At 59.8% G+C, this 26,942-nt stretch carries 25 protein-coding genes; 16 read left to right on the plus strand and 9 right to left on the minus strand.

The window, feature by feature from the left end; all coding sequences use genetic code 11:
- Positions 1-77: 77 nt before the first annotated feature.
- Positions 78-1,226, plus strand: coding sequence for an MFS transporter (locus tag AO068_RS09280; RefSeq protein WP_058402730.1), 1,149 nt, complete (start codon positions 78-80; stop codon positions 1,224-1,226).
- On the opposite strand, the gene AO068_RS09285 is transcribed toward AO068_RS09280, so the two are convergent.
- Both AO068_RS09285 and AO068_RS09290 read right to left on the minus strand, forming a co-directional pair.
- Positions 1,223-2,803 (minus strand): phospholipase D family protein, encoded by a 1,581-nt coding sequence (locus AO068_RS09285; RefSeq protein WP_058408217.1) that lies wholly within the window; start codon positions 2,801-2,803, stop codon positions 1,223-1,225. The two genes, AO068_RS09280 and AO068_RS09285, sit on opposite strands and share 4 nt — an antisense overlap.
- 72 nt (positions 2,804-2,875) lie before the next feature.
- Complete coding sequence (locus AO068_RS09290; protein ID WP_058408218.1) at positions 2,876-4,297, minus strand: aminotransferase-like domain-containing protein; 1,422 nt, start codon at positions 4,295-4,297, stop codon at positions 2,876-2,878.
- Positions 4,298-4,472: 175 nt separating this feature from the next.
- On the opposite strand from AO068_RS09290, the gene AO068_RS09295 reads away from it, so the two are divergent.
- Positions 4,473-4,724 (plus strand): DUF1127 domain-containing protein, encoded by a 252-nt coding sequence (locus tag AO068_RS09295; RefSeq protein WP_058408219.1) that lies wholly within the window; start codon positions 4,473-4,475, stop codon positions 4,722-4,724.
- Between the two features lie 5 nt (positions 4,725-4,729).
- Here AO068_RS09295 and AO068_RS09300 read toward each other — a convergent pair whose 3' ends face one another.
- A complete protein-coding gene (locus AO068_RS09300; RefSeq protein ID WP_058408220.1) occupies positions 4,730-6,046 on the minus strand; it encodes an NAD(P)/FAD-dependent oxidoreductase in 1,317 nt (438 codons plus the stop codon).
- Between the two features lie 105 nt (positions 6,047-6,151).
- Between AO068_RS09300 and AO068_RS09305 the strand changes: the two genes are divergently transcribed.
- The gene (locus AO068_RS09305) at positions 6,152-6,505 is read left to right on the plus strand and encodes a YkgJ family cysteine cluster protein (protein WP_058402733.1); all 354 of its coding nucleotides are present in this window, start codon (positions 6,152-6,154) and stop codon (positions 6,503-6,505) included.
- Between the two features lie 5 nt (positions 6,506-6,510).
- Here AO068_RS09305 and AO068_RS09310 read toward each other — a convergent pair whose 3' ends face one another.
- Positions 6,511-6,999, minus strand: a complete 489-nt coding sequence (locus tag AO068_RS09310; RefSeq protein ID WP_004655323.1) for an Lrp/AsnC ligand binding domain-containing protein — start codon at positions 6,997-6,999, stop codon at positions 6,511-6,513.
- 157 nt (positions 7,000-7,156) lie between these two features.
- Between AO068_RS09310 and dadA the strand changes: the two genes are divergently transcribed.
- From dadA to AO068_RS09340, 6 genes are all read left to right on the plus strand, one after another.
- Positions 7,157-8,458 (plus strand): D-amino acid dehydrogenase, encoded by a 1,302-nt coding sequence (gene dadA / locus AO068_RS09315; protein WP_005744838.1) that lies wholly within the window; start codon positions 7,157-7,159, stop codon positions 8,456-8,458.
- Positions 8,430-8,783: a RidA family protein gene (locus AO068_RS09320; RefSeq protein ID WP_058402734.1), complete on the plus strand. Its 354-nt coding sequence runs from the start codon at positions 8,430-8,432 to the stop codon at positions 8,781-8,783. The genes dadA and AO068_RS09320 overlap by 29 nt, the downstream gene beginning before the upstream one ends.
- 87 nt (positions 8,784-8,870) lie before the next feature.
- The gene (alr, locus tag AO068_RS09325; RefSeq protein WP_058402735.1) at positions 8,871-9,944 is read left to right on the plus strand and encodes an alanine racemase; all 1,074 of its coding nucleotides are present in this window, start codon (positions 8,871-8,873) and stop codon (positions 9,942-9,944) included.
- Positions 9,945-10,068: 124 nt separating this feature from the next.
- Positions 10,069-10,617, plus strand: coding sequence for a cupin domain-containing protein (locus tag AO068_RS09330; RefSeq protein ID WP_004655316.1), 549 nt, complete (start codon positions 10,069-10,071; stop codon positions 10,615-10,617).
- 26 nt (positions 10,618-10,643) lie between these two features.
- Positions 10,644-10,967 carry a c-type cytochrome gene (locus AO068_RS09335; RefSeq protein WP_058402736.1) on the plus strand — a complete coding sequence of 108 codons (324 nt, stop codon included), beginning with the start codon at positions 10,644-10,646 and terminating at the stop codon, positions 10,965-10,967.
- Positions 10,968-11,081: 114 nt separating this feature from the next.
- A complete protein-coding gene (locus tag AO068_RS09340; RefSeq protein WP_058408221.1) occupies positions 11,082-13,022 on the plus strand; it encodes an acetyl-CoA hydrolase/transferase C-terminal domain-containing protein in 1,941 nt (646 codons plus the stop codon).
- Between the two features lie 27 nt (positions 13,023-13,049).
- Here AO068_RS09340 and AO068_RS09345 read toward each other — a convergent pair whose 3' ends face one another.
- Positions 13,050-13,574: an Mpo1 family 2-hydroxy fatty acid dioxygenase gene (locus tag AO068_RS09345; RefSeq protein WP_058402738.1), complete on the minus strand. Its 525-nt coding sequence runs from the start codon at positions 13,572-13,574 to the stop codon at positions 13,050-13,052.
- Between the two features lie 81 nt (positions 13,575-13,655).
- Here AO068_RS09345 and AO068_RS09350 point away from each other — a divergent pair, with 81 nt between their 5' ends.
- From AO068_RS09350 to gcvH, 5 genes are all read left to right on the plus strand, one after another.
- Complete coding sequence (locus AO068_RS09350; RefSeq protein WP_058408222.1) at positions 13,656-14,363, plus strand: Crp/Fnr family transcriptional regulator; 708 nt, start codon at positions 13,656-13,658, stop codon at positions 14,361-14,363.
- A gap of 109 nt (positions 14,364-14,472) precedes the next feature.
- Entirely contained in the window at positions 14,473-15,474 is a 1,002-nt protein-coding gene (locus AO068_RS09355; RefSeq protein WP_058402827.1) for an extracellular solute-binding protein, read from the plus strand.
- Between the two features lie 261 nt (positions 15,475-15,735).
- The gene (locus AO068_RS09360; protein WP_058408223.1) at positions 15,736-17,352 is read left to right on the plus strand and encodes an ABC transporter permease; all 1,617 of its coding nucleotides are present in this window, start codon (positions 15,736-15,738) and stop codon (positions 17,350-17,352) included.
- 152 nt (positions 17,353-17,504) lie between these two features.
- The gene (gcvT, locus tag AO068_RS09365) at positions 17,505-18,587 is read left to right on the plus strand and encodes a glycine cleavage system aminomethyltransferase GcvT (RefSeq protein WP_058402741.1); all 1,083 of its coding nucleotides are present in this window, start codon (positions 17,505-17,507) and stop codon (positions 18,585-18,587) included.
- A gap of 43 nt (positions 18,588-18,630) precedes the next feature.
- A complete protein-coding gene (gcvH, locus tag AO068_RS09370; RefSeq protein WP_058408224.1) occupies positions 18,631-19,017 on the plus strand; it encodes a glycine cleavage system protein GcvH in 387 nt (128 codons plus the stop codon).
- Between the two features lie 69 nt (positions 19,018-19,086).
- Here the strand turns inward: gcvH and AO068_RS09375 are convergent, their stop codons facing one another.
- From AO068_RS09375 to AO068_RS09385, 3 genes are all read right to left on the minus strand, one after another.
- Positions 19,087-19,407 (minus strand): DUF2388 domain-containing protein, encoded by a 321-nt coding sequence (locus AO068_RS09375; protein WP_002551535.1) that lies wholly within the window; start codon positions 19,405-19,407, stop codon positions 19,087-19,089.
- A 141-nt stretch (positions 19,408-19,548) separates the two neighbouring features.
- The gene (locus AO068_RS09380; RefSeq protein ID WP_058402743.1) at positions 19,549-21,333 is read right to left on the minus strand and encodes a GspE/PulE family protein; all 1,785 of its coding nucleotides are present in this window, start codon (positions 21,331-21,333) and stop codon (positions 19,549-19,551) included.
- Between the two features lie 110 nt (positions 21,334-21,443).
- On the minus strand, positions 21,444-21,791 hold the full coding sequence (locus AO068_RS09385) for a hypothetical protein (RefSeq protein WP_058408225.1): 348 nt from the start codon (positions 21,789-21,791) through the stop codon (positions 21,444-21,446).
- Positions 21,792-21,915: 124 nt separating this feature from the next.
- On the opposite strand from AO068_RS09385, the gene AO068_RS09390 reads away from it, so the two are divergent.
- Positions 21,916-22,395, plus strand: coding sequence for an Lrp/AsnC family transcriptional regulator (locus tag AO068_RS09390; protein WP_005757592.1), 480 nt, complete (start codon positions 21,916-21,918; stop codon positions 22,393-22,395).
- A gap of 1,775 nt (positions 22,396-24,170) precedes the next feature.
- On the opposite strand, the gene AO068_RS09395 is transcribed toward AO068_RS09390, so the two are convergent.
- Positions 24,171-25,538, minus strand: a complete 1,368-nt coding sequence (locus AO068_RS09395; RefSeq protein WP_058408255.1) for a CYTH domain-containing protein — start codon at positions 25,536-25,538, stop codon at positions 24,171-24,173.
- A 163-nt stretch (positions 25,539-25,701) separates the two neighbouring features.
- Here AO068_RS09395 and argE point away from each other — a divergent pair, with 163 nt between their 5' ends.
- On the plus strand, positions 25,702-26,850 hold the full coding sequence (gene argE, locus AO068_RS09400; RefSeq protein ID WP_058408226.1) for an acetylornithine deacetylase: 1,149 nt from the start codon (positions 25,702-25,704) through the stop codon (positions 26,848-26,850).
- Positions 26,851-26,942: the final 92 nt, after the last annotated feature.

Raw genomic sequence — 26,942 nt, forward strand, 5'->3', positions numbered from 1 at the left:
CGCTCCGCGTCGCATGCCGTTCTGGACGCTCTGCGTCCGGTTTTGATTGTGCAGTGAGGGCGGGCAGGAGCTTGAAAATGCGTTGGGGTACTTATTTTGCCGTGCTGGCGTCCGTACTGGGCGTCGGGTTGGCAATGGGCGTCAGCATGCCGCTGGTTTCATTGCGTCTGGCAGGCTGGGGCTACGGCTCGTTTGCCATTGGCATCATGGCGGCGATGCCTGCGGTGGGCGTGCTGGTGGGTGCGGCGCTGGCCAGTCGTCTGGCGGCGCGCTTCGGTACCGCCAACCTGATGCGCCTGTGCCTGTGGGGCGGCGCCGTTTCGGTCGGCGCACTGGCGTTGCTGCCGTATTACGGGGTCTGGCTGGTCTTGCGCCTGGCGCTCGGGGTTATTCTGACCATCGTCTTCGTGTTGGGTGAAAGCTGGATCAACCAACTGGTGATCGAGCGTCTGCGCGGGCGGCTGGTCGCGCTGTATGGTAGCACTTATGCCTTAAGCCAACTGGCTGGCCCGCTGTTACTGGGTGTTATCGGTACTCAGGCCGACTACGGCTTCTGGATTGGCGTGCTGCTACTGGTCGGCTCCCCGTTCCTGCTGCTGGGTCGCACGGGGGCACCATCGACCGAATCCTGCAACGTGACCTTCACTGATCTGGCGGGCTTCTGTCGCGGCATGCCCGCTATCGCCTGGGCGGTGGCGCTATTCGCTGCATTCGAAGCCTTGATCCTCACGCTGCTGCCGCTCTACTGCATACGCCACGGGTTCACCCCGGAAATCGCCCTGATCATGGTCAGTGTGGTGGTGATAGGTGACGCGTTACTGCAGCTGCCGATCGGTATGCTCGCTGATCGCATCTCGCGCCGCGCAATGTTTACCGGATGCGCCGCCTTGTTGCTGGCGTCCAGTCTGCTGGTGCCGTTACTGATCGATACCGTTCTGATCTGGCCGCTCTGGACAGTGTTCGGCGCCAGTGCTGGCGGGCTGTTTACCCTGTCGCTGATCCTGATCGGCGAGCGTTACCGCGATGATTCACTGGTCCGTGCCAATGCGCATGTCGCTCAACTGTGGGGCATCGGGTGCCTGATCGGGCCCCTGATAGCAGGCGCGGGCAGCCAATGGGTCAGCGGTGAGGCCTTGCCGCTGCTGATGGCGGCAGGTGCCTTTGGCCTGCTGATTCTGATCCGGCGACGCGGAGCGTTCGGGGTTGCCCAGGCTGCGCCCGCCTAAAGCATTCTTTCCAGGCCGATGGCACGGCTCATCCACGCGTTGAAACGCCGCCACCAGTCACCGGGTTCGGTATGCAGCGTGTGGATCTGGCCATTGTCTTCGGTCACCCACACCACTTTGCCATCCTCCAGCTTCGCCTGGTAAGTGAGCGAGGGAGCCATACCCTGAAGCGTCAGTTCGCGCAGCTCTTCGGCCAGTTGCGGACTGTCGACCAGCACGCCGACTTCGGTGTTCCACAGCACAGAACGCGGATCGAAATTGAATGAGCCGACAAATACTTTCTGCCGATCGAAGATCATCGCCTTGCTGTGCAGGCTTGATTCCGAACTGGCCAACGAGCTGCTTTTCTTGAACAAATGCGGGCCGCTGCCGCGCATGGTTTCGGTATCGCCAGGCTGGCGGCGCAGTTCGAACAGCTTCACGCCATGCTCCAGCAGCGCCTTGCGGTAAGGCGCATAACCGCCATGCACGGCAGGCACGTCGGTGGCTTCCAGTGAATTGGTCAACAGGCTGACGTTGACGCCGGCATCGGCACGGCCGGTCAGGTACAGCAAACCTTCCTGACCCGGCACAAAGTAAGCCGAAATCAGCATCAGTTCCTTGCGAGTGTTCAGCAGCTCGGGGGCCAGTTGCGTGGTCAGCAGCAGGTGCGGATCCGGATCACCCTGCGCCAGTACCTTGGTCGGCGCGTCCCACAATGCCTGGCTGTGCGCCCAGACCAGCTCGTTGAGCCAGGTCTTCATGCGTGGCTGAGTCTTGTAGGCCATCAATCGCTCATACAGGGCCTTGTGTTGCTGATGCGCCTGCTCCAGCGAATCGTCCAGCCGCTGCCGGGCCTGGGCCAGATCCTCACCGTCGGGCAGGAAGTACATGAACGCATCGATGGGCTTGCTGAGCGTGCTGTTCCAGTATTGATCGAAGCTGTGGCCGAGCTGTTCGGCGACCGGCCCCACGCTGAGCATGTCGATATCGGTGAAGTTCAGGTTCGGTTCGGCGTCGAAGTATTCATCGCCCAGATTGCGCCCGCCAACGATGGCCACACTGCTGTCGGCCAGCCACAGCTTGTTGTGCATGCGCCGGTGCTGACGCGACAGGTTCATCAAGCGCCCAAGGCTGCGCGTGATGCCGGTCTCGCGCCCCAGATTTTGCGGGTTGAACAGGCGAATCTGAATGTTCGGGTGCGCGGCGAGAGTGGCGATGGCCTGATCCAGCCCGTCGCTGGTGGTGTCGTCCAGCAGGATGCGCACCCGCACGCCACGGTCTGCCGCTTTGAGCAGTTCGTCGATCAGAGCGCGCGTGCTCAGGCCGTCATGGACGATGTAATACTGCAGGTCGAGGCTGCTTTTGGCGTTACGGATCAGTTCGGCGCGCGCCTTGAATGCATCACTGCTGTCGGGCAGCAGGCGAAAGCCGGAACGCCCGTCGTGGGGCATCGCCATGGCTTGAATAGAGCGGCCGAAAGCAGAACTCGAGGGCGGCATGGCCTGGCTTGGCTCGCTGGCAATTTGCTGGTGCGCGCAACCGCTGACGCACAGTGCAACCAGCAGGCAAAAGGGCAAGGCCCATGAGTTATTCAAATTGATCTTCCGCGTCTGTACATGGCTCGACTTGGCGTTATGACCCAAAAAACCGGGAAAGATTTGCCTGTGTCAGTCAGTTTGCGCATTCAGTAGTGCAATTGTCTCGCCCACGGTACGCACAGCGTTCTCGATTTCGCGGCTCGGTTTGGACGCGAAGTTCATGCGCATGCAGTTACGGTACTTGCCCGAGGCGGAAAAAATACTGCCCACCGCGATCTGTACACCCTTGCTCAGCAGGGCGCGGTTCAGACGCAACGTGTCGAAGTCTTCGGCCAGTTCCACCCACAGCATGAAACCGCCTTGCGGGCGGCTGGCGCGGGTGCCTTCGGGAAAGTAGCGCATCACCCAGTCGATCATCTGGTCGCGACTGCGCTGGTATTGGGTTCTCATGCGCCGCACATGCGGCTCGTAATGGCCGCCTTCGATGAAGTCGGCGATGGCCAACTGTGGCTGCGGTGCAGTCGAGCCGGTGCCGATGTATTTCATGTGCAGCACCTGCTCCAGATACCGCCCCGGCGCTACCCAGCCAATCCGCAGGCCGGGTGCCAGGGTCTTGGAAAACGAGCTGCACAGCAGGACACGACCGTCTTCATCGAAGGATTTGATGGTGCGCGGGCGAGGGTAGTTGTAAGCAAGATCGCCATACACATCGTCCTCGATGATCGCCACATCGAAACGTTGCGCCAGCGTCAGCAACGCACGTTTGCGGGCTTCGGGCATGACGTAACCCAGCGGGTTGTTGCAATTGGGCGTCAGCTGAATGACCTTGATCGGCCATTGCTCAAGGGCCAGTTCCAACGCCTCGAGGCTGATGCCGGTCAATGGGTCTGTGGGGATTTCCAGGGCTTTCATGCCCACGCCCTTTAGCGTCTGCATGGCACCGAAGAAGCTGGGCGAGTCCACTGCAACGATGTCACCCGGCGAGCAGATGGCCCGGACACTCGCTGACAGCGCTTCATGGCAGCCATTGGTGACGATCAGGTCATTGGCGGTCAGGTTGCAGCCCGAGTCGAGCATCAGTCGGGCGATTTGCTCACGCAGCCTGCGAACGCCGTAGATGTTGTCGTAATACAGCCCCGGCATGTCTTGGTGACGACTCAGCTGACTCAGCGCGCGCATCAACGGTTTCAGGGTAGGGCTGGTGACATCGGGCATGCCGCGCCCCAGTTGCGTGACCGCTTCGAGAGGTGCCACCCGAATCAGGTCCAGCACCTGATCCCATTGAGAGATATCCACAGGCCGCTGGACCGGTCGCCCGACAGCAGGCAGCGCAGGTGCCGCTCGACTGACCGATACGAAATAGCCGGATTTGGGTTTCGGCGCTGCCAGGCCGTTGTCCTCCAGCACCCGATACGCTTGCTGCACGGTGCTCAGGCTGACGCCATGTTCGACACTTAACGCACGCACCGATGGCAGGCGGTCGCCGGGGCGGTAGAAGCCGTTTTCGATCCGCGAGCCGAGCAGTTCGGCGAGGTTGACGTAAAGCGTCATGACGTACTCTCAGGCTGGTGAGCGTGGTATAGCAATACAGATTGGGCAAAAATATAGCATTCAGTGCTGTTTTCGCCTCATCTGTATGGAAAATATAACCTGTTTTTGAATCTGTAATGGTCTGGCCGTTCGTTTCATCATAGACCCACACCCACCCAGGATGAGGGAATCGGAAATGAACGGGTTCAGCGATGTACGCCTTGCGCTTCACAGCCAGGAATTGAATGACTATCGGCCAACTGCGGTCAGAACGGTCCGCTCAAACAAGGTCGATCTGTTGGCGGGCATGGGTCGTTGGGCGCTGTATCGTCACCGCTGGGCCTCTCGCCGCACCTTGCTGGAGCTGACGGACGATCAGTTGCGCGACATCGGGCTGGATTTCCAGCAGGCGCGGGTCGAAGCGATGAAACCGTTCTGGAGGCCCTGAGCCTTTCAGCGCAGCTCTTTGAGCCGGTGCCAGAGCATGCCCAGTGCCAGCAACGGCGAGCGCAAGTGCTTGCCGCCCGGAAAGGTCACGTGTGGCACTTTGGCGAATAACTCGAAGCCATCGCTGTGTTGCCCGGCGATGGCTTCGGCCAGCAAGCGGCCCGCAAGGTGTGTTGCGTTCAGGCCATGGCCGGAGTAGGCCTGAGCATAAAACACGTTGGGGTGCTGCTTGAGCCGGCCAATTTGCGGCAGGCGATTGGCACCGATGCCGATCATTCCGCCCCACTGGTAATCGATGGCCACGCCTTCCAGTTGCGCAAACACATCGAGCATCTTCGGTCGCATGTACGCGGCGATGTCTTGAGGGTCACGCCCCGAGTAATGGCAGGCGCCCCCGAACAGCAAACGGCGATCCGCTGACAGTCGGTAGTAATCCACTGCCACGCGCTGATCACAGACCGCCATGTCCTGAGGCAACACTTCCCGGGCCTGAGCCTCGCTCAAGGGCTCGGTCGCGATGATGTAACTGCCAGCGGGCAATACCTTGCCGCTTATTTCCGGATTCAGGTCGTTGAGGTAAGCGTTGCAGCCCAGTACCAGCGTTTTCGCCAGCACCGTCCCCTGGGCCGTATGCACCTTGACCTGCGGGCCGTAGTCGATTCTCGTCACCGCAGAATGTTCGAACAGCCGAACGCCCAGTGACTGCGCTACGGCAGCTTCTCCCAAAGCCAGATTCAACGGGTGCAGATGCCCGGACCCCATGTCGATCAAACCGCCGACATAACGGTCGGAGCCCACGACACTGCGCATCTGATCGGCTTGCAGCAACTTAAGCTCATGGCGGTAGCCCAGGCTGCGCAATTCATCGGCATCTTCGGCCAGGCTGTGCAAGTCGCGCGGCTTGTTGGCCAGGTCGCAATAACCCCATTTCAGGTCGCAATCGATAGCATGCCGTTCGATGCGCTGACGCACGATCTCGACCGCCTCAATGCCCAGCAGCTTGAGCTGGCGCACACCTTCGCTGCCGATAACATTGGCGAACTGCTCGACGCCGTGACCGACCCCGCGAATCAGCTGGCCGCCATTGCGTCCGCTGGCGCCCCAGCCAATTCGGCGTGCCTCAAGCAGCGCGACACTCAGCCCGCGCTCGGCCAGCTCGATGGCAGTGTTGAGGCCGGAGAATCCGCCGCCCACCACGCACACATCAACCTTCACCTCGCCTTGCAGCGCAGGGTGATCCGGTTGCGGATGGCTGCTGGCGGCGTAGTAGGAGGCAACATGCTGGTCGTCGTGAAGAGTCGGGTGCTGAACGCGGGCGTTCATGAGCGGGTCCTGTTGGTGGCGGTTTGCGTGTGGGGAGGATAAGCCGCTGTCATGAGCCTGCCAACTGGGGCAAACTCAGCGCATTGTGTAGGAATGGTTGATTCAATGAGCTGCAACCGTCAGAAAATAAGTGATCTGCGCCGCCAGATTCCCTCGTTCGAGTGTGTGCCAGGCTGCCACGACTGCTGCGGCCCGGTTACCACGTCGCCCGAAGAAATGTCGCGTCTGCCGCGCAAGACTGCCGCCGAACAGGACGCCGCGCTCAATGAGCTCAATTGCGTGCACCTTGGCCCACAGGGCTGCACCGTGTATGACGAACGCCCGTTGATCTGCCGTCTGTTCGGCACCACCGAAAGCCTGCCATGCCCGAATGGCCGTCGCCCGGTCGAACTGATTCACCCGCGGGTTGAGAAGCAGATACACGAATATATGGCTTCCACCCGACAAGTGCTGGTCTAGCGCAATCAGTCGGCAATCGGCAGGTTCAGGCTCTCTTTCACTTCTTCCATCACGATATAGCTCTTGGACTCGCGCACGTGCGGCAGTTTGAGCAGGATATCGCCCAGCAGTTTGCGGTAGGACGCCATCTCGGAAATGCGCGCCTTGACCAGATAGTCGAAGTCGCCTGATACCAAGTGGCACTCCAGCACATGCGGAAGCTTCAACACGGCACGGCGGAACTCCTCGAAGGTATCGCCGGACTTGTAGTCCAGACTGATTTCCACAAACACCAGCAGGCTGGCCTTCAGGCTTTGCGGGTTCAGACGGGCGTTGTAGCCCATGATGATCCCTTCGCGTTCCAGCCTGCGAACCCGCTCGGTACAGGGAGTGGTCGAGAGGCCGACGCGCTCGCCCAGTTCAGTAAACGAGATACGCCCATCTGCCTGGAGGATGCGCAGGATATTGCGGTCGATCTTGTCCAGTTCACGATTTGACTGGTGTTGAGTGCGCATGGGTTATTTCCCCTCTACCAAAGCGTTTATCACCGGGAATAAACGCCAAATATAGATGTTTATACAGTGAGAAGCACTGCCCATTGCTCAATATACTGCGCACATTCTTGCTTAAAACTTCAAAACGTCAGCGGATATCCGCGATGAGGTCATCTACATGCGCGTTCTGGTCCTTGGAAGTGGTGTAATTGGTACAACCAGTGCTTATTATCTGGCGCGTGCCGGTTTTCAAGTGACCGTGGTAGATCGCCAGCCAGCCGCCGCCATGGAGACCAGCTTTGCCAATGCCGGGCAGGTCTCGCCAGGCTATGCCTCGCCATGGGCCGCGCCGGGTGTTCCGCTGAAGGCGATCAAATGGTTGCTGCAGCGCCACGCACCATTGGCGATCAAGGCCACGGCAGATATCGATCAATACCTGTGGATGGCGCAGATGCTGCGCAACTGCACCGCCAGCCGCTATGCCGTGAACAAAGAGCGCATGGTGCGCCTGTCCGAGTACAGCCGCGATTGCCTTGATGAGCTGCGCCTGGAAACCGGCATTGCCTACGAAGGGCGCAGCCTGGGCACTACCCAGTTGTTCCGCACTCAGGCGCAACTGGACAACGCCGCCAAGGATATTGCCGTGCTCGAGCAGTCCGGTGTTCCGTACGAACTGCTGGATCGCGACGGCATCGCCCGTGTCGAGCCCGCGCTGGCCGGTGTGACCGGTATTCTCAGCGGTGCACTGCGCTTGCCCAATGACCAGACCGGCGATTGCCAGTTGTTCACCACGCGCCTTGCAGAAATGGCCGTCGAGCTGGGTGTCGAGTTCCGCTACGGACAGAACATCGAGCGCCTCGACCACGCTGGCGACCGCATCAATGGTGTGTGGATCGACGGCAAGCTGGAAACAGCCGACCGCTACGTGCTGGCGCTGGGCAGCTATTCTCCGCAACTGCTCAAACCGCTGGGTATCAAGGCTCCGGTTTACCCGCTGAAGGGCTATTCGCTGACGGTGCCGATCACTGACCCGGCCATGGCTCCGACCTCGACCATTCTCGATGAAACCTACAAGGTCGCCATCACCCGCTTCGACAACCGGATCCGGGTCGGCGGCATGGCGGAAATAGCCGGTTTTGACCTGTCGCTCAACCCACGTCGACGCGAAACACTGGAGATGATCGTCGGTGACCTCTATCCTCAGGGTGGCGACCTGACCCAGGCCAGTTTCTGGACCGGGTTGCGTCCGACCACTCCCGATGGCACACCGATTGTGGGTGCAACACCGTTCCGTAACCTGTTCCTCAATACCGGCCATGGCACATTGGGCTGGACGATGGCGTGTGGTTCCGGTCGTTTGCTGGCAGACCTCATTGCCCGCAAGACACCCCGTATCAGTGCCGAAGGCCTCGATATCTCTCGTTACGGCAACACTCAGGAGAATGCACAGCATGTCAATCCAGCGCCAGCTCACCAATGAGCGCATGAGTCAGGTCGTTGTCCACAACGGCACCGTCTATCTGTCGGGCCAGGTCGGCGATGACATGACTGCAGGTGTCGAGCAACAGACCCGCGAGGTCCTGAACAGTATCGAGCGCCTGCTCGACCTGGCCGGCACTGACAAGACTCGCATTCTGTCGGTCACGATCTATCTGAAAGACATCGATGCTCATTTTGCCGGCATGAACAGCGTCTGGGACAAATGGCTGCCCAAGGGTTTCGCGCCTGCGCGTGCAACCGTCGAGGCCAAGCTGTGCGAGCCGGAAATCCTTGTCGAGCTGTCGGTTGTCGCCGCGCTGCCTTGAGTCTGCTGCCTTCATACTGTTGTGCCCGACGCATCTCTGCGTCGGGCTTTTCTGACCCTTTTCACCCTTCAGGCAAGAAACGTCATCATGCGTCCAGCCCGCGCCTTTATTGATCTTCAGGCACTGCGTCACAACTACCAACTGGCTCGTGAAAACAGCGGCGGCAAAGCGCTCGCGGTGATCAAGGCCGATGCCTATGGTCACGGTGCGGTACGTGTTGCCCAGGCACTGGAAGCCCAGGCCGACGGTTTCGCAGTGGCCTGCATCGAAGAAGCGCTCGAGCTACGCGCGGCAGGCATCCGCGCACCTGTTCTGCTGCTTGAAGGTTTTTTCGAAGCCGATGAACTGGCGCTGATTGTCGAGCACAACTTCTGGACGGTCGTGCATTCGACCTGGCAACTGGAGGCCATCGAGCAGGCGCAGCTCGCCAAACCTTTAACGGTCTGGCTCAAGATTGACACCGGCATGCACCGCGTCGGTCTGTACCCGCATGAATATCAGGCCGCCTATCAGCGCCTGCTGGTAACCGGCAAAGTAGCCAGAATCGTCCTGATGAGCCACTTCGCCCGCGCCGATGAACTGAACAGTGGATGCAGTGATGAACAGTTCGCTGTATTCGAGAGCTTTCGCAAAGGCCTGGTTGCAGAAACCAGCCTGAAAAACTCCCCGGCCGTTCTGGGCTGGCCGCATATTCCAAGCGACTGGTCGCGCCCCGGCATCATGCTCTACGGTGCCACGCCGTTTGGTCAGGCGCACCCGCTGGCGGACCGCCTGCAACCGGTCATGACCCTGGAATCGAAGATCATCAGCGTGCGTGAACTGCCTGCCGGTGAAGCTGTGGGCTATGGCGCGACGTTTGTCTGTGACCAGCCATTGCGTATTGGTGTGGTGGCGATGGGGTACGCCGACGGCTACCCGCGTCATGCGCCGACCGGCACGCCTGTGCAGATCGACGGTCAGCCCTCCCGGCTGCTCGGGCGAGTGTCCATGGACATGCTTTGCGTAGACTTGACCGGCGTACCGCAGGCCGGGCTTGGCAGCCGGGTCGAGTTATGGGGCAAGCACGTGCTCGCCAGTGAAGTGGCCACGCGGGCAGAAACGATTCCCTACGAAATCTTCTGCAATCTGCGTCGCGTTCCTCGTATCTATTCCGAAGACTGATCGAGCCCCTGTCCGTCAGGCCGCTGTATGTCTGGTGTCTGTCGAAGTGTTGTAAATATTGAACGCTGTTGCCATGATGGCGTTCATCTCGACTAGACCTGACAAAACCTGGGGGAATATCGCATTGGACGTGGGTGAACGACTGCAATCGATCCGCAAGCTCAAGGGCCTGTCCCAGCGTGAACTCGCCAAGCGCGCAGGCGTGACCAACAGCACCATCTCCATGATCGAGAAAAACAGCGTAAGCCCTTCGATCAGCTCGCTGCGCAAGGTGCTCGGCGGCATTCCCATGTCCATGGTCGAGTTTTTCTCGGAAGAAACCGTTCCGGAAAACGCAGCGCAGGTGGTGTACAAGGCCAGCGAGTTGATTGATATCTCGGACGGTGCCGTGACCATGAAGCTGGTCGGCAAGTCGCACCAGGGCCGTGCCATCGCCTTTCTTACCGAAACCTACCCGCCGGGTGCCGATACCGGTGAAGAAATGCTCGTCCACGACGGTGAAGAAACCGGAATTCTCGTCGAGGGGCGACTGGAGCTGGTGGTGGGTCTCGACACCTACGTGCTGGAGGCCGGTGACAGCTATTATTTTGAAAGCACCCGGCCGCATCGCTTCCGCAACCCGTTCGACGTACCGGCACGATTGATCAGTGCGGCAACGCCAGCCAATTTCTGACCCGCCCTCTTTGCAGTGAGTAACGCGTGAAGCTGACCCGGAAGATTCTGAGCACCGCAGGCGTTCTGACGTTGTGGGCGTTCAATGTGCAAGCCGCCGATACCGCCCGAGCCCCTGACGACATCATCGCCGCCCATTGCGTTGCCTGTCACAGCGTCGGCCTGCTCAATGCGCCGAAAACCGGTGATACGGCCGCGTGGGAAGAGCGTGCCAGACAAAAAGGCGGCCTTGACGGCCTGCTGGCCAGCACCATCAAAGGCCTGGGAATCATGCCGCCGAAAGGCACCTGCGGCGATTGCACAAACGACGAACTCAAGAGCGCCATCCAGAGCATGTCGGGTCTGAAGTAAGCGCTGTCTCGTTACCACGCTGGAGCGTGGGAACGAGAGTTGCGTGGCGAGCATGCAGCAATTTCACATTGCCACCGGTCCAAGCTGCACCAATAACAATTCAGGAGAGCTGGGATGCCGTATTCCTGTTCCATCGAGCACGCTGTCGATCACGTTCTGGCGCAGTTGCCCGAGCATATTCACCTCGGCATGCCGCTCGGGCTGGGCAAGCCCAATCGGTTCGTCAACGCGCTGTACCAGCGCATCAGCCAGTTGCCCGAGCGACGACTGACGATCTACACCGCGCTGACACTCGGGCGGCCAACGCCGGGAGAGGGTTTGCAGGCGCGGTTTCTGGAACCGTTTCTGGAGCGGGTCTTTGGTGACTATCCGGAACTGGATTTTCTGGCCGCGTTGCGCCGCGACAAACTTCCACACAACATTCGCGTGCAGCAATTCTTCATGCAGCCGGGCAGCCTGTTGAACAGCGAGTCAGCCCAGCAAGACTACGTCAGCAGCAATTACAGTCATGCCGCCCGCGATATCAATGCCAACGGCCTGAATCTGGTCGCGCAACTGGTGGCCCGTGACGATCAGCACCCGGGCAAGCTGAGCCTGAGTTGCAACCCGGACGTGACCCTCGACCTGCTGCCCATGATCGCCAAACGCCGCGCCGCCGGAGAAACCATCCTCATGCTGGGCCAGGTCCACGCCGACCTGCCTTACATGCCGGGCGACTCGGAGCTGGATGTCGACGCCTTTGATCTGCTGATTGACGAAGATGAGCGCAGCACGCTGTTTTCCACCCCGAACATGCCGGTGGGTTATCAAGACCATTTGATCGGCCTGCATGCCAGCACACTGGTGCGTGACGGCGGCACGCTACAGATCGGTATCGGCTCGATGGGCGATGCGCTGACCGGCGCACTGCTGGCCAGGCAAGCCGACAACGAAACCTGGCGCAGCCTGCTGGCCGAGTTGAACATGAGTAACTGGCAGACCCTGATCGACCGCGAAGGCGGCGTTCAGCCGTTCGCCAGCGGCCTTTACGGTTGCAGCGAAATGTTCGTCAACGGTCTGCTGGTACTGGCCGATGCCGGCATCGTGCGCCGCAAGGTGTATGCCGACGCAGAGCTGCAGCGGCTGGCCAATCTGGGCACGCTGGATGAAGACGCCCATCCCGATGGCGTGGTGGTGCACGGAGGCTTTTTCCTTGGCCCGAGCAGTTTCTACGAGCGCTTGCGCGAGCTGCCCGCCGAGCGACTGGCGCAGTTCAACATGACTGCCATCAGCTATATCAACGAGCTTTACGGTCAGGAAGAACTCAAACGCCTGCAACGCCGCGATGCGCGCTTCATCAACAGTGCGTTCACCGTCACCCTGATGGGCGCAGCCGTGGCCGATCAGCTGGAAGATGGCCGAGTGCTCAGCGGTGTGGGTGGCCAATACAACTTCGTGGCGCAGGCTCATGCCCTGGAGGGCGCTCGTTCGATCCTGATGCTGCGTAGCTGGCGTGAGTCCGGTGGCGAGGTCAGCTCCAATATCGTCTGGCAGTACGGCCACACCACGATCCCCCGGCACCTGCGCGATATTGTCGTGACCGAATACGGCATTGCCGATCTGCGCGGTCAGACCGACGCCACGGTGATCGAGCGCATCCTCAACATCACTGACTCGCGGTTTCAACCCGGCTTGATCGAGCAGGCGCAAAAGGCCGGGAAGCTGCCCAGGGACTTCCGCCTTGATCCACGCTTCACAGAGAACACCCCGGAACGCCTCAAGGACACGGCATCGCGCTATCCGTCGCTGTTTACTGAATACCCGCTGGGGTGCGATTTTACGGGCGAAGAGCGCGACCTGATGCGTGCGTTGAACTGGCTGAAGAGCAAGCTCAAGCTCACCGAAATCCTCGAGTTGGGCAAGGCCACTCTGGACGCTCCCGACCCCGAAGCCTTCCCGGAGCACTTGCAACGAATGCAACTCGACCAGCCTCAGGGCTTGCGCGAAGAGTTGTATCAGCGGCTGCTGCTGGCCGGGCTGCACAACACCAGCGGGACCAGCGGACTGACGAGCTAAGGCGCGGAGACTGATCGTTAACGGTCGCTAAATCGCAGCCTTGCGGCTATTGCGCCCCACCGGGCCGGAGCGTTCTTCGATGGCGTGTTGCAGCGGTTTGCGCAGGCCCATCAGGAACGCCAGCTCCGCGATCACGAACAGCGGGCCGATGATCAGGCCGGTCACGTCATCGATAAACGCCGGTTTGCGCCCTTCGTAGTAATGGCCGATGAACTGGATTATCCAGCCGATCACAAAGAGCCCGACGCCCGCGCTCAGCCAGACCATGGTTGCCTGTTGCGCAAGGTTGGCCCCGGCCCAGATGCACAGTGCCAGCAGCACTGCCATGACCACGCCCAGTGCGCGATCCAGCCGCAGATAGAAAATCGTCGAACCCAGAGCCAGCAGGGCCGCGGGCGAAACCCACAAGCCGCTTATAGCCCAGCCCGGACGCGACAGAAGTACCGCCACGCCGAGTACAATCAGCGGAATGCCCACGAAGTGCGTCACGATATTGCGTGAATCACGGTGATACGCAGCGTATTGGCTGAGATGATCGACAAGGGTTTTCATTATTATTCCTGCCTGAGACGATGATCGGCTTGAGCCAGGATTGTTGTACAACACGCATGCCTGAAATAAAAGGGAGCAAAAATGACAAATGGAGTGTCGTGGCGGTCACGACTGCTATCCGATTACTGGTTTTATCATTTACCTGCCGGTTTGCAGGATAGCCTGCTGGACGCTGCTCGCCAGCAGCGCAGGACGCCTGGCAGGACGCTGTTCGAGAAAGGCGATCTGCCCTGCGGTCTTTATGTGTTGCTGGAGGGCTGTGTGCGTATCGGCGCTGCCTATGAGCAGCGGCTTTCGGGTGTGGAGCCGATGCGTGCGCCTATGTGGTTTGGCGAAGTCTCGCTGTTCGACGGGTTGCCGCGCCGTTTCGAGGTCTGCTCACTGGAGCAAAGTATCTTTCTGCATGTCCCTCAGCAATTTCTGCTCGAATTGCTCGACAGGCACCCGGAATATTGGCGCTGGTTTGCCGCGTTACTCAGCCAGAAAATCGGTTTGCCGCTGCAGAACCCCGAGAAAATGCGCCGACTGCCTCCCAGAGCGAGGGTCGCATGGCGTCTGTTGATGCTCAGTGAGGGTTATGGCCCGTTGAGCCATGCACGCCGCCTGATTGTGCTGGAGGACATTCAGGCCGTGGAGTGCCTCGCGCTATCCCCGCCGGCCTTGCTGGAAGTGCTTCAGGATCTGCATGAACGCAAGATCGTGCGCCTGGGAGAAGGGCAGCTGGAAGTGTTCGATGTGGACAAGCTGCGCAGGGTTGCGAACTTTTCCAAAGCCAGGACCGTTTGCTGATCAGGCTGTCAGCCAGAAACATCCGGTAACGGCTCCGCTGCCTCTTCGATTGAGATAGCAAATGGGATTCACTACCATTTCGCCTCATTTGCGAACGCGAGATACCCCGATGCAGGCAAGCAAGCGTCTTCTGGCTGCTCTGACACTGACTTTACTGGGCAGTACCGCTCAGGCTGCCGATGAAGTGGTGGTGTATTCGTCCCGGATCGACGAGTTGATCAAGCCGGTGTTCGATGCATATACGGCCAAGACCGGGGTGAAGATAAAGTTCATCACCGACAAGGAAGCGCCATTGATGCAGCGCATCAAGGCCGAGGGCGAGAATGCCACTGCCGACCTGTTGCTGACGGTCGATGCCGGTAACCTCTGGCAAGCCGAACAGATGGGCATTCTGCAGCCATTCACCTCACCGGTGATAGAAGCCAACATTCCGCCGCAATACCGCTCATCCACTCACGGCTGGACCGGCCTGAGCCTTCGCGCACGAACCATCGCCTACTCCACTGACCGGGTGAAACCTGTCGAGCTGACCACGTATGAAGCGCTGGCCGACAAGAACTGGGAAGGGCGCCTGTGCCTGCGCACCGCGAAGAAGGTCTACAACCAGTCGCTGACCGCTACATTGATCGAAACCCATGGCGCCGAAGCGTCCGAGAAAATCCTCAAGGGCTGGGTGAACAACCTGTCCACCGATGTTTTTTCCGACGACATCGCAGTGCTTGAGGCGATCAACGCCGGGCAGTGCGACGTGGGCATCGTCAATTCCTACTATTACGGTCGCCTGCACAAGGAAAAACCTGACCTGGCGGTGAAGCTGTTCTGGCCGAATCAGGCGGACCGGGGTGTACACGTAAACCTGTCGGGTATCGGCCTGACCAAGTACGCACCGCACCCTGAGGCTGCCAAGGCGCTGGTCGAGTGGATGACCGGTCCGGATGCGCAGAAGATCTTCTCCAGCGTCAATCAGGAGTTCCCGGCCAACCCGAAAGTGGCACCCTCGGAAGAAGTGGCGAGCTGGGGCCAGTTCAAGGCCGACACCATTCCGGTCGAAGTGGCAGGCAAGCGTCAGGCAGAAGCGATCCGCATGATGGATCGCGCGGGCTGGAATTGATTTAATACCCAGTGCCTTATCGTTATACATAAGACTCGTGGGAGCGAGCTTGCTCGCGAAGAGGCCGGCACAGCCCCGTAAATGAGGTGTTTGGACTGTTGCTTTCGTGAGCAAGCTCACTCCCACAAAGGTGTATGTCCGGCCTGGTACTACGGTTCATCCCCCCCATTTTCCGGGTGTGTAACGGTGGGCGCTCCAGCGCCGTAGACCAATGACGCAGAGACCTGTCACTCACTCATCCATCCCGATTTCGAGAACACCGTGGCCCATCCTGTCCAACGTCGCTGGTACCCACTGGTCTTCGCCATCGCTGCGCTGGTGTTATTGCCGCTGAGCGTGCTGCTGCTGTCGTGGGAGACCATTGACCAACAGATATGGTCACACCTGCTGGAAACCCAGATGTCCCGTCTGCTGGGCAACACGTTGATTCTGGTGATGGGTGTCGGTGTGGGTGTAACGCTGCTGGGGGTGAGTCTGGCGTGGCTGACCAGCCTGTGTGAATTCCCTGGTCGGCGCTGGCTGGACTGGGCGCTGATGCTGCCTTTCGCTATCCCCGCCTATGTGCTGGCGTTTGTATTTGTCGGGCTGCTGGATTTTTCCGGCCCGGTGCAAACGCTTATGCGTGAATGGTTCGGTTCCGGTCTGCGCCTGCCTCGGGTGCGCTCCACCGGTGGGGTGATCATCGTGCTGGTGCTGGTCTTCTATCCCTACGTCTACCTGCTGGCGCGCACGGCGTTTCTGGCGCAGGGCAAGGGGCTGATGGAAGCTGCGCGAGTGTTGGGCAACACGCCCTTGCAGGCGTTCTGGCGTGTGGCGCTGCCAATGGCGCGTCCAGCCATCGGTGCAGGCGTGGCATTGGCGCTGATGGAAACCCTGGCCGATTTCGGCGCGGTATCGGTGTTCAACTTCGACACGTTCACCACCGCCATCTACAAGACCTGGTACGGCTTCTTCAGCCTGTCCAGCGCTGCGCAACTGGCCAGCCTGCTGCTGTTGGCAGTGCTGGTGCTGCTGTATGGCGAACGTCGCGCCCGCGGTGCAAGCCGACCGACCAATGAACGGCCGCGCGGCGCTGCGCTTTATCCGCTTAGCGGTATCAAGGCCTGGGGAGCCAGCTTTTGGTGCGGGCTGGTGTTTCTCTGTGCCTTCGTCGTGCCGGTGCTGCAATTGATCGTCTGGGTCTGGCAGCGCGGCCGGTTCGACCTCGACGAGCGCTATACCGGCCTGATTCTGCACACGCTTTATCTGGGCGGTATGGCGGCGTTGATCACTGTCAGCGTGGCGCTGATTCTGGCCTTCGCGCGGCGTATGGCACCCAGGCCTGCGATCCGCTCCGGCGTCAGCCTCGCCAACCTGGGTTACGCGCTGCCGGGTTCGGTACTGGCCGTTTCAATCATGCTGGCGTTCAGTTATCTGGACCGTGAGCTGGTCGTTCCGCTTTCCGGCTGGCTGGGCGGTGCAGGCAAACCGTTGTTGCTGGGCAGCCTTTCGGCGCTGCTGCTGGCTTACCTTGTACGTTTCATCGCGGTCGCCTTTGGCCCGCTGGAGCACAGCCTGTCGCGTATCCGTCCCTCATTGCCTGAAGCCGCACGCAGTCTGGGGGTCAGCGGACCAAAGTTGTTTCTCAACGTGTATCTGCCGCTTTTGGTTCCGGGAGCCTTGAGCGCTGCGTTGCTGGTGTTCGTCGATGTACTCAAAGAGATGCCTGCGACCCTGCTGATGCGCCCGTTTGGCTGGGATACGCTGGCGGTACGCGTGTTTGAAATGACCAGCGAGGGGGAGTGGGCACGAGCGGCATTGCCAGCTTTGTCGCTGGTGCTTGTAGGATTATTACCTGTCATCGGGTTGATTCGTCGCTCTGCCCGTCAGATTGGCTAGGTGCGGGTCCTTCACCTTGCGGCTACAATGCGCCGCAATTGGTGCGGTCTGACAGAAAATTCGGCCAGCTGTAAGTGCTGCAAACTCCGGTTTATTGGGGGCTTGCCGATCTTTTCTGCCCGCACCTTCGCCACGCCCGGAAGGAGAAACCCATGGGACAGCGTACCCCCCTGTTCGACCTGCACCTCGCCCTTGGCGCGAAGATGGTCGATTTTGGTGGCTGGGACATGCCGTTGCATTACGGATCGCAGGTCGAGGAACACCATCAGGTGCGTCGCGACTGTGGGGTCTTCGATGTCTCTCACATGAACGTGATTGATGTGGTTGGCCGTCAAGCCAGAACCTGGCTGCGTTACCTGCTGGCCAACGATGTGGACAAGTTGAAGACCCCGGGCCGAGCCTTGTACAGCGCCATGCTGGACGAAAAAGGCGGGGTTATCGATGACATGATCGTCTACCTCACCCCCGAAGGTTATCGGCTGGTTGTCAACGCCGCGACCGGGGTCAAGGATCTTGCCTGGATGCAGTCGCAGCTGAGCGACTTCGATGTACAACTGATCGCGCGCAGCGAAATGGCGATGCTCGCGATTCAGGGGCCAAAGGCCAGAACCCGTATCGCCGAGCTGGTTTCAAGCGCCCGCGCCGAACTGATCCACCAGCTCAAGCCGTTTGAAGGTCTTGATGATGGCGACTGGTTCATCGCGCGCACCGGTTATACCGGTGAAGACGGCCTGGAAATCATGCTGCCTGCCGAAGAGGCCCAGCGTTTTTTCAATGAACTGGTCGGCGCGGGTATCTCCCCGATCGGTCTGGGCGCTCGCGATACGTTGCGTCTGGAGGCAGGCATGAACCTGTATGGTCAGGACATCGGCGAGCATGTTTCACCGCTGGCGTCGAATATGGCCTGGAGCATTGCCTGGGAGCCTGCCGACCGTGATTTTATCGGTCGCAAGGCGTTGGAGAGCGAACGGGCTGAAGGAACCGCCTTCAAACTCGTGGGATTGGTGCTCGAAGAGCGCGGCGTTTTACGGGCGCATCAGGTGGTACGTGTCGCAGAAATTGGCGAAGGAGAGATCACCAGTGGTAGTTTCTCTCCTACGCTGAGCAAATCCATTGCTCTGGCGCGCGTTCCGATGGCAACCGCTGACCGGGCCGAGGTGGAAATCCGCGGCAAGTGGTATCCGGTGCGGGTGGTGCAGCCAGCGTTTGTGCGCCACGGCAAGACCCTGATTTAACCTATGGCGGGTTTTCCGCTGACCCGATGTTGAGGATGACTAAATGAGCAATATTCCCGCCGAGCTGCGTTTCGCCGAAAGTCATGAATGGGCACGTCTTGAAGCAGATGGCACCGTGACCGTCGGCATCTCGGACCATGCACAGGAAGCACTGGGCGATGTGGTCTTCGTCGAGCTGCCGGAAATCGGCAAAGTGTTCGCTGCCTGTGACACCGCCGGTGTCGTCGAGTCGGTAAAGGCTGCTTCGGATATCTACTCGCCGGTTGCTGGCGAGGTGGTCGAGGTCAATGAAGCACTGGGCGATTCGCCCGAGTCGCTCAACAGTGATCCGTACGACGCCTGGATCTTCAAGCTCAAGCCAAGCGACGCCAGCGGCGAGCTGGCCAAGCTGCTGGATGCAGCCGGGTACAAGAGCGCTATCGGCGAATAACCGATTGCCGCTCACAAAAATGCCGCTCATGGAGCGGCATTTTTTATGCGCGAAGCTAATCGGCAAGACTTACTGGTTTTCAGCGACCAGATTCTTATCCAGGATCGCGTTGGCCAGTTCCATGTCGGTGGCTTTCAGGCCTGGATTGTCTTTGCGCACCTGCTCGATGGCCGCTTCCAGAAACGGACCGCGAATGCCACCGTCGCTGGCGACGAAGCTGCCTGCGTCGTCTTGGGCGGCAACGATCAGCTTGTGATCCTTGAAGGTCAGGTAAGTCGAGCCGGTGGTTGCACCGGAAGACAGCACATTACGCCAGAAGGTGTCAGCCATCGCTGAACCCATTGGGATGGAAAGCAAGGCTACGGTGGCGACAGCAAACTTGAGACGCATGATGAGTTACTCCAACTGTGGTTGTTCTGAGGGGTTGGATAGCCAAAGCCACGAACTAGTTCAATCAAGGTGTACCAAGTAGTTCACTTTAGCTGGTTCACCACGATGCACAGCCATCTGGAACAACGCTTTCAACCCTGATCAGCGTTGCTCGCTCTGCGGTGTCACTCGCAGCACTTCCTCAAGTGTAGTCAGCCCTGCCGAGACTTTCTGGGCACCGGACAGACGCAAACTGCGCGTCCCTTCCTTGAAGGCCTGACGACGCATGGCAGTCAGGTCCAGGTCCGCAGAAATCAACGCCTTGATGTTGTCGGACATGACCATGATCTCGTAAACCCCGGCGCGGCCCCGATAGCCGGTATCGCGACATTCCACACAACCGACCGCCTGATGCGCGCCGGGCGGTACGGGGGCCTGCCACGGGCGGGTCAGGGTTTGCCAGTCGGTTTCATTCAGGTTGATCGGAGCCTTGCAGTGCGGACACAGGGTCCGCACCAGACGCTGGGCCATGACGCCAAGGATGGTCGCCTTGAGCAGGTAATGCGGCACACCCAGCTCGAGCATGCGACTGATGGCGCTGGGTGCATCGTTGGTGTGCAGCGTCGACAGCACCAAATGCCCGGTGAGTGCCGCCTGAATGGCCATTTCAGCCGTCTCCAGGTCGCGAATTTCGCCGATCATGATGATATCCGGGTCTTGTCGCATCAAGGCGCGCACGCCAGCGGCAAAGTTCAGATCAATGTTGTGCTGCACCTGCATCTGGTTGAAGGCCGGCTCGACCATCTCGATGGGGTCTTCGATGGTGCACAGGTTGACCTCGGAGGTCGCCAGTTTCTTGAGGGTGGTGTACAGCGTGGTGGTCTTGCCCGAACCGGTCGGGCCAGTGACCAGGATGATGCCGTTGGGCTGACGGGTCATTTCCTGCCAGCGACGCAGATCATCACTGGAAAAGCCCAACTGGTCGAAGTCCTTGAGCAGCACCTCGGGGTCGAAGATCCGCATGACCATCTTTTCGCCGAACGCCGTCGGCAGGGTCGATAGGCGCAGCTCCACTTCGCGATTCTCGGGTGTGGTGGTTTTGACCCGTCCGTCCTGCGGTTTACGTTTTTCAGCGACGTTCATCCGGCCAAGGCTTTTCAGGCGGCTGACAATCGCCATGATCACCTGCGCCGGAAACTGGTAAACGTTATGCAGCACCCCGTCGATGCGAAACCGCACGGTGCCCTGTTCGCGGCGCGGCTCGATATGAATATCGCTGGCGCGCTGCTGAAATGCGTACTGGAACAGCCAGTCGACGATATTGACGATGTGCGCGTCGTTGGCGTCCGGCTCCTGATCACTGGCACCAAGCTTGAGCAACTGTTCGAAGTTGCCCATGTTGCTCATTTTCTGATCGGACGCGCTGGCACCGCTGACCGACTTGGCCAGCCTGAAAAACTCCATCGCCATGCGTTGAATGTCTGTCGGGTTGGCGACCACACGCTTGATCTGCAGCTTGAGCACATGCGCAAGATCGCCTTCCCAGGAGCGCACGTAGGGTTGGGCGCTGGCGATGGTCACCGACTCGCGGTCAACCGCCACGGCCAGAATCTTGTGGCGCTGGGCAAAGGCGTAGGACATCAATGGCGTGACGGCTGCCACATTGATTTTCAGCGGGTCGATGCGCATGTAGGGCTGGCCACAGGCTTTGGCCAGCCAAGCGGTCAGGGTTTCCAGGTCGAGCTTCTTGCCAGGCCGCTTCAAGTCGTCAAACTGCAGCGAAGCGAGAAATTCGAGAGGATGCAGCTGGATGTTCACCGCACTGCGACGCTGGGTGAGTGCCGTTTCTGCGTCGTCCTGGCCGAGATAGCCTTCGGCAACCAGATCTCGCAGCACATCATTCAGATCAAGCCAGCGATCCTGTGAAGAGGGGGCCAGGGCTGCCATGTGCGCTCCTTGAGGCAATTCGTCATTGGGCGATGAACAAGAGTAGACGCCAAGCGTGACAGCGTTACTCGTTCTATGCGACCGGGAATTACCGGAGCGGCTAAATTGATTCAGCCGGTCGCCAGCGCCACATGTGTTTGTGGGCTGTTCTGCACGTCGACCTGTTCGACCTCCACCGAGCAGACATCGATCAGGTTGCGCATTTTTTCGCCGATCACCTGCGCTCTGTGCCAGCTCAGGCTGGCAACTTGCAGGCCGATGAGCAGCGTCTGCTCTTGTCGCGCCACACTGAGCTGGTCGGGAATCAGGTACTGCATTGCAAACAGGTTCAACACCTGACAAAGCAGCGCCGGCTCGGCTGCGGCAACAATTTGGTAGCGCGCACAGCATGCCGCCTTACTGGATGACCAGTTGTCGGGACGCTGCAAAGGGGCGGTAACGGCTTCAAGGTCAGGCATGTGGATACTCCAGAACAGTGGGAGAATCTTTACATGCCAAAAAAGAAATTTCTGGTCCATCATCATCTGGATTAGGCTTGATTGGACTTGTTAATGCGTAAAGAGCCAATGCGGAAAATTAATTATGCAAACCGAGCTGGACGTTTACGACCGCAAGATTCTGGCGCTGCTACAAGAGGACGCGTCGCTCTCCAGCGCGCAGATTGCCGAGCAGGTCGGCCTCTCGCAATCGCCTTGTTGGCGGCGCATTCAGCGGCTCAAGGATGAGGGGGTCATTCGTCGTCAGGTTGCGTTGCTGGATCGCAAGAAAATCGGCCTGAACACACAGATTTTCGCCGAGGTAAAACTTAACGCCCACGGGCGCTCCAACTTCACCGAGTTCACCGACTCGATTCGTGGCTTCCCGGAGGTGTTGGAGTGCTATGTACTGATGGGGGCGGTGGATTTTCTGCTGCGCATCGTGACGCCGGATATCGAGGCATACGAGCGGTTCTTCTTCGAAAAGCTGTCGCTGGTGCCCGGCATTCAGGAAGTGAACTCGACAGTGGCGCTGTCCGAGATCAAATCCACCACCAGCCTGCCGCTGCTGCGCCAGGGTGGCTGAACGTGCGCTTTTGACCATCCCGCATGCTCAAGATCGGACGCAGAGCGTCCAGAACGGCGTCCCCACGCGGAGCGTGGGAACGATAGTTAACCTACGCATCAAGATGACTATCGTGCCAATGCTCCGCGTTGGCATGCAGTTCGTGACGCTCTGCGTCACAAGTTTGCGCCGCACCGAATACTCAAGATCGGACGCAGAGCGTCCAGAACGGCGTCCCCACGCGGAGCGTGGGAACGATAGTTAACCTACGCATCAAGATGACTATCGTGCCAATGCTCCGCGTTGGCATGCAGTTCGTGACGCTCTGCGTCACAAGTTTGCGCCGCACCGAATACTCAAGATCGGACGCAGAGCGTCCAGAACGGCGTCCCCACGCGGAGCGTGGGAACGATAGTTAACCTACGCATCAAGATGACTATCGTGCCAATGCTCCGCGTTGGCATGCAGTTCGTGACGCTCTGCGTCACAAGTTTGCGCCGCACCGAATACTCAAGATCGGACGCAGAGCGTCCAGAACGGCGTCCCCACGCGGAGCGTGGGAACGATAGTTAACCTACGCATCAAGATGACTATCGTGCCAATGCTCCGCGTTGGCATGCAGTTCGTGACGCTCTGCGTCACAAGTTTGCGCCGCACCGAATACTCAAGATCGGACGCAGAGCGTCCAGAACGGCGTCCCCACGCGGAGCGTGGGAACGATAGTTAACCTACGCATCAAGATGACTATCGTGCCAATGCTCCGCGTTGGCATGCAGTTCGTGACGCTCTGCGTCACAAGTTTGCGCCGCACCGAATAATCAAGATCGGACGCAGAGCGTCCAGAACGGCGTCTCCACGCGGAGCGTGGGAACGATAGTTAACCTACGCATCAAGATGACTATCGTGCCAATGCTCCGCGTTGGCATGCAGTTCGTGACGCTCTGCGTCACAAGTTTGCGCCGCACCGAATACTCAAGATCGGACGCAGAGCGTCCAGAACGGCGTCCCCACGCGGAGCGTGGGAACGATAGTTAACTGACGTATCAAGATGACTATCGTGCCAATGCTCCGCGTTGGCATGCAGTTCGTGACGCTCTGCGTCACAAGTTTGCGCCGCACCGAATACTCAAGATCGGACGCAGAGCGTCCAGAACGGCGTCTCCACGCGGAGCGTGGGAACGATAGTTAACCTACGCATCAAGATGACTATCGTGCCAATGCTCCGCGTTGGCATGCAGTTCGTGACGCTCTGCGTCACAAGTTTGCGCCGCGCCGCACACTCAAGATCGGACGCGGAGCGTCCAGAACGGCGTCCCCACGCGGAGCGTGGGGACGATAGTTAACCTAAGGATCAAGATGACTATCGTGCCAATGCTCCGCGTTGGCATGCAGTCCGTGACGCTCTGCGTCACAAGTTTGCGCCGCACCGAATACTCAAGACCGGACGCAGAGCGTCCAGAACGGCGTCCCCACGCGGAGCGTGGGAACGATAGTTAACCTACGCATCAAGATGACTATCGTGCCAATGCTCCGCGTTGGAATGCAGTTCGTGACGTTCTGCGTCACAAGTTTGCGCCGCGCCGCATGCTCAAGATCGGACGCAGAGCGTCCAGAACGGCATTCTCACGCTGGAGCGTGGAACGATAGTTAACCTACGCATCAAGATGACTATCGTGCCAATGCTCCGCGTTGGCATGCAGTTCGTGACGCTCTGCGTCACAAGTTTGCGCCGCACCACATGTTCAAGATCGGACGCGGAGCGTGGGGACGATAATCAACGCCACGAAATCCAGCCCTTACAAGCGCAGCAGGGTTTTCCACGCGCGGCTCTGGAATACGGTGATTGCCTGTTGCACGCGTGCATCAAGGACTTCATCGCTGATGTCCAGATTGGCCAGCTCTTCCAGCTTGCGTAGTTCGCCGTACAGGCGGTCCAGCTCCGGCAGGTCCAGCGCGCCGCGTGCCCAGTGCAGCCAGGCCTGGATGCGCTCGATGCGCGGTAGTTGTTCGGCCAGGTCTTCCGGTTGCTGCTGATAGCGGCTTAGTTGCAGCGAAGTAGCTTCTTCACCCAGCAGGCGCGGCAGCCAGCTGCTCAACAGCGCAGCGCCCTGACGATTGCCGCGGGTGTTGCGCCCTGTGGTCCAGCTGCGCGCCAGCAACCAGCGCGAAGTGTTCAGCGAGAACTCGCCCCAACGGGTGTCCTGCAACTCTTCCAGAAACTGCTCGTGGGCGGCACCGCGTACATCGGCATCTTCCTGCCCGGCCTGAACCAGCGGGCGCCAGTCCTCCAGCAACGCGTCCAGCGAGGTACGCAGTTGCGCGGTCGAGGTACGTGGCGCGGCCTGGCCAAGGCTGCTGGTCAGGGCACGCAACTCGGCGAGCATCTCGACCCAGTCCTGCAGCAAGCGCCAGTGACCGTTGAAACGGTATTGCTCAGCCAGACGCTGGCTGCTGCCCAGCAGGTGCCAGGCCAGCGCCGAGTAGGCCTCGTCGAGCGGAGTTTCAGCGTTCAGGGCGGGCGCGGGCAGACTCAGCGAGTAACTGCTGGCATCAAGCAAGCGATAACCGCGTTCCGCCTTGCTGATGTCACACGGCATCAACGGCAGCGTCGCTGCCAGCTCGGCGGCCAGTTCCAGCAGCGCGGCAGGTTCGCCTTCGCGCAGCTCAAGCTCCAGCTCGCAGATTTCTTCCTTCTGCTTGCCCGCAACCACCTGGCCCAGGTCCAACGCAGCTTCGATCACCACTTTGGCCTTGCCACGACCCCAGGCAATTTCGGCCTTTTCACGGATGAAATCGGTGGTGAACAACGGCTTGATGGTTTTCTTGTCCAGCCCGGCCAATTGCTCGGGCCAGCAATCGCCTTCGAGCTTTTTCAGGTCGAGCTTGGCTTTGCTCAGATCCCAGTTGTATTCATTGCGCTCGGACAGGCCGGCAACACTTTGCCCGCGCGTCTTCATGGTCTGGATGATCTGATCGCCATCGCGACGGATGCGCAGGGCGACTTTGGCCTGTGCCAGCTCGCCCTCGGGGGTATCGAAATACTGGTTCGACAGTTCAAGGCGCTCCCAGCCACTCTTGTTGCGTTTCTTGAGCAACGGGTGTTCGCGCAGTGCAGCGAGGGTCTCGCGGCTGACGCGGAGTTTGATTTCTGTTTCTTTTTGCATGGCCGGGGGAATCCAAACGCTGATACTGATAAACGGGAGCGCAGCCCATGACTGAACGGCTGCTAAGGCCGTCAGTGTACAGGACATGGCCCGAAACGGTTTATTCCTGGGTTGCTATGGCCCTATGATGGGCCGTGTTTCGTCTTGATTACAGGAAGCGTCCATGCCGTTGCCGTCCATGAAAGACCAGTTCGCCGCCTTGATCGCCGCACCCTCGGTGAGCTGCACGCAGCCTTCTCTGGACCAGACCAACCGGCCTGTCATTGACCTGCTCGCCGGATGGCTCGGGGATCTGGGTTTTGCCTGCGACATCCAGCAGGTTTCCCCCGGCAAGTTCAATCTGCTGGCGACCTACGGAACAGGCCCTGGCGGTCTGGTACTGGCGGGCCACAGCGACACCGTACCTTTCGACGAAGCGCTGTGGAAAACCGACCCGTTGAAGCTCACCGAAGTCGATGGCCGCTGGGTCGGGCTGGGCAGCTGCGACATGAAAGGCTTCTTTGCGCTGATCATCGAGGCGGTGCGTGGGCTTATCGATCAGCCGTTCAAACAGCCTCTGCTGATCCTCGCCACCTGCGATGAAGAAAGCTCGATGGCTGGCGCCCGCGCGCTGGCAGAGGCCGGACGTCCGCTGGGCCGCGCAGCAGTTATCGGAGAGCCGACCGGGCTCAAGCCGATTCGCCTGCACAAAGGCGTAATGATGGAACGCATCCACATCCTCGGGCGCAGCGGCCATTCTTCAGACCCGAGCCTTGGCCACAGCGCGCTGGAGGCCATGCACGACGCGATCAGCGAACTCAAGGGTCTGCGCACGCAATGGCAGGCGCAATACCGCAACCCGCAGTTCACGGTGCCGCAACCGACCTTGAACCTGGGCTGCATTCATGGTGGCGACAACCCGAACCGGATTTGTGGCCAGTGCTCGCTGGAATTCGACCTGCGCCCATTGCCGGGCATGGACCCGGAGGTGCTGCGGGCAGCCATTCGCCATAAGCTTGAGCCGCTGGCCGAGCTGCACCAGGTACGGATCGACTATGCGCCGCTGTTCCCCGAGTGTGCGCCCTTCGAACAGGCTGCTGACGCTGAACTTGTGCGCGTTGCTGAACGACTGACCGGTCATACGGCTGCAGCAGTAGCATTCGGCACCGAAGCGCCTTATCTTCAGCGCCTTGGCTGTGAAACGCTGGTGCTCGGCCCGGGCGATATCGCTTGTGCGCATCAGCCGGGGGAATACCTCGAAATGTCACGTCTGGACCCTACAGTGCGTCTGTTACGTCAATTGATCGAACATTATTGCCTGACTCCCCAGTGAGCCCGGTATTACCAACGTTGAATACAAGGAGATTGCGCGTGTTGCCAAGCCTGTCCCGACGATAACCACCACACCGTTGTGCGTGCTTTTTC

The organism is Pseudomonas sp. ICMP 3272, assembly GCF_001466905.1.
GTDB lineage: Bacteria > Pseudomonadota > Gammaproteobacteria > Pseudomonadales > Pseudomonadaceae > Aquipseudomonas > Aquipseudomonas amygdali.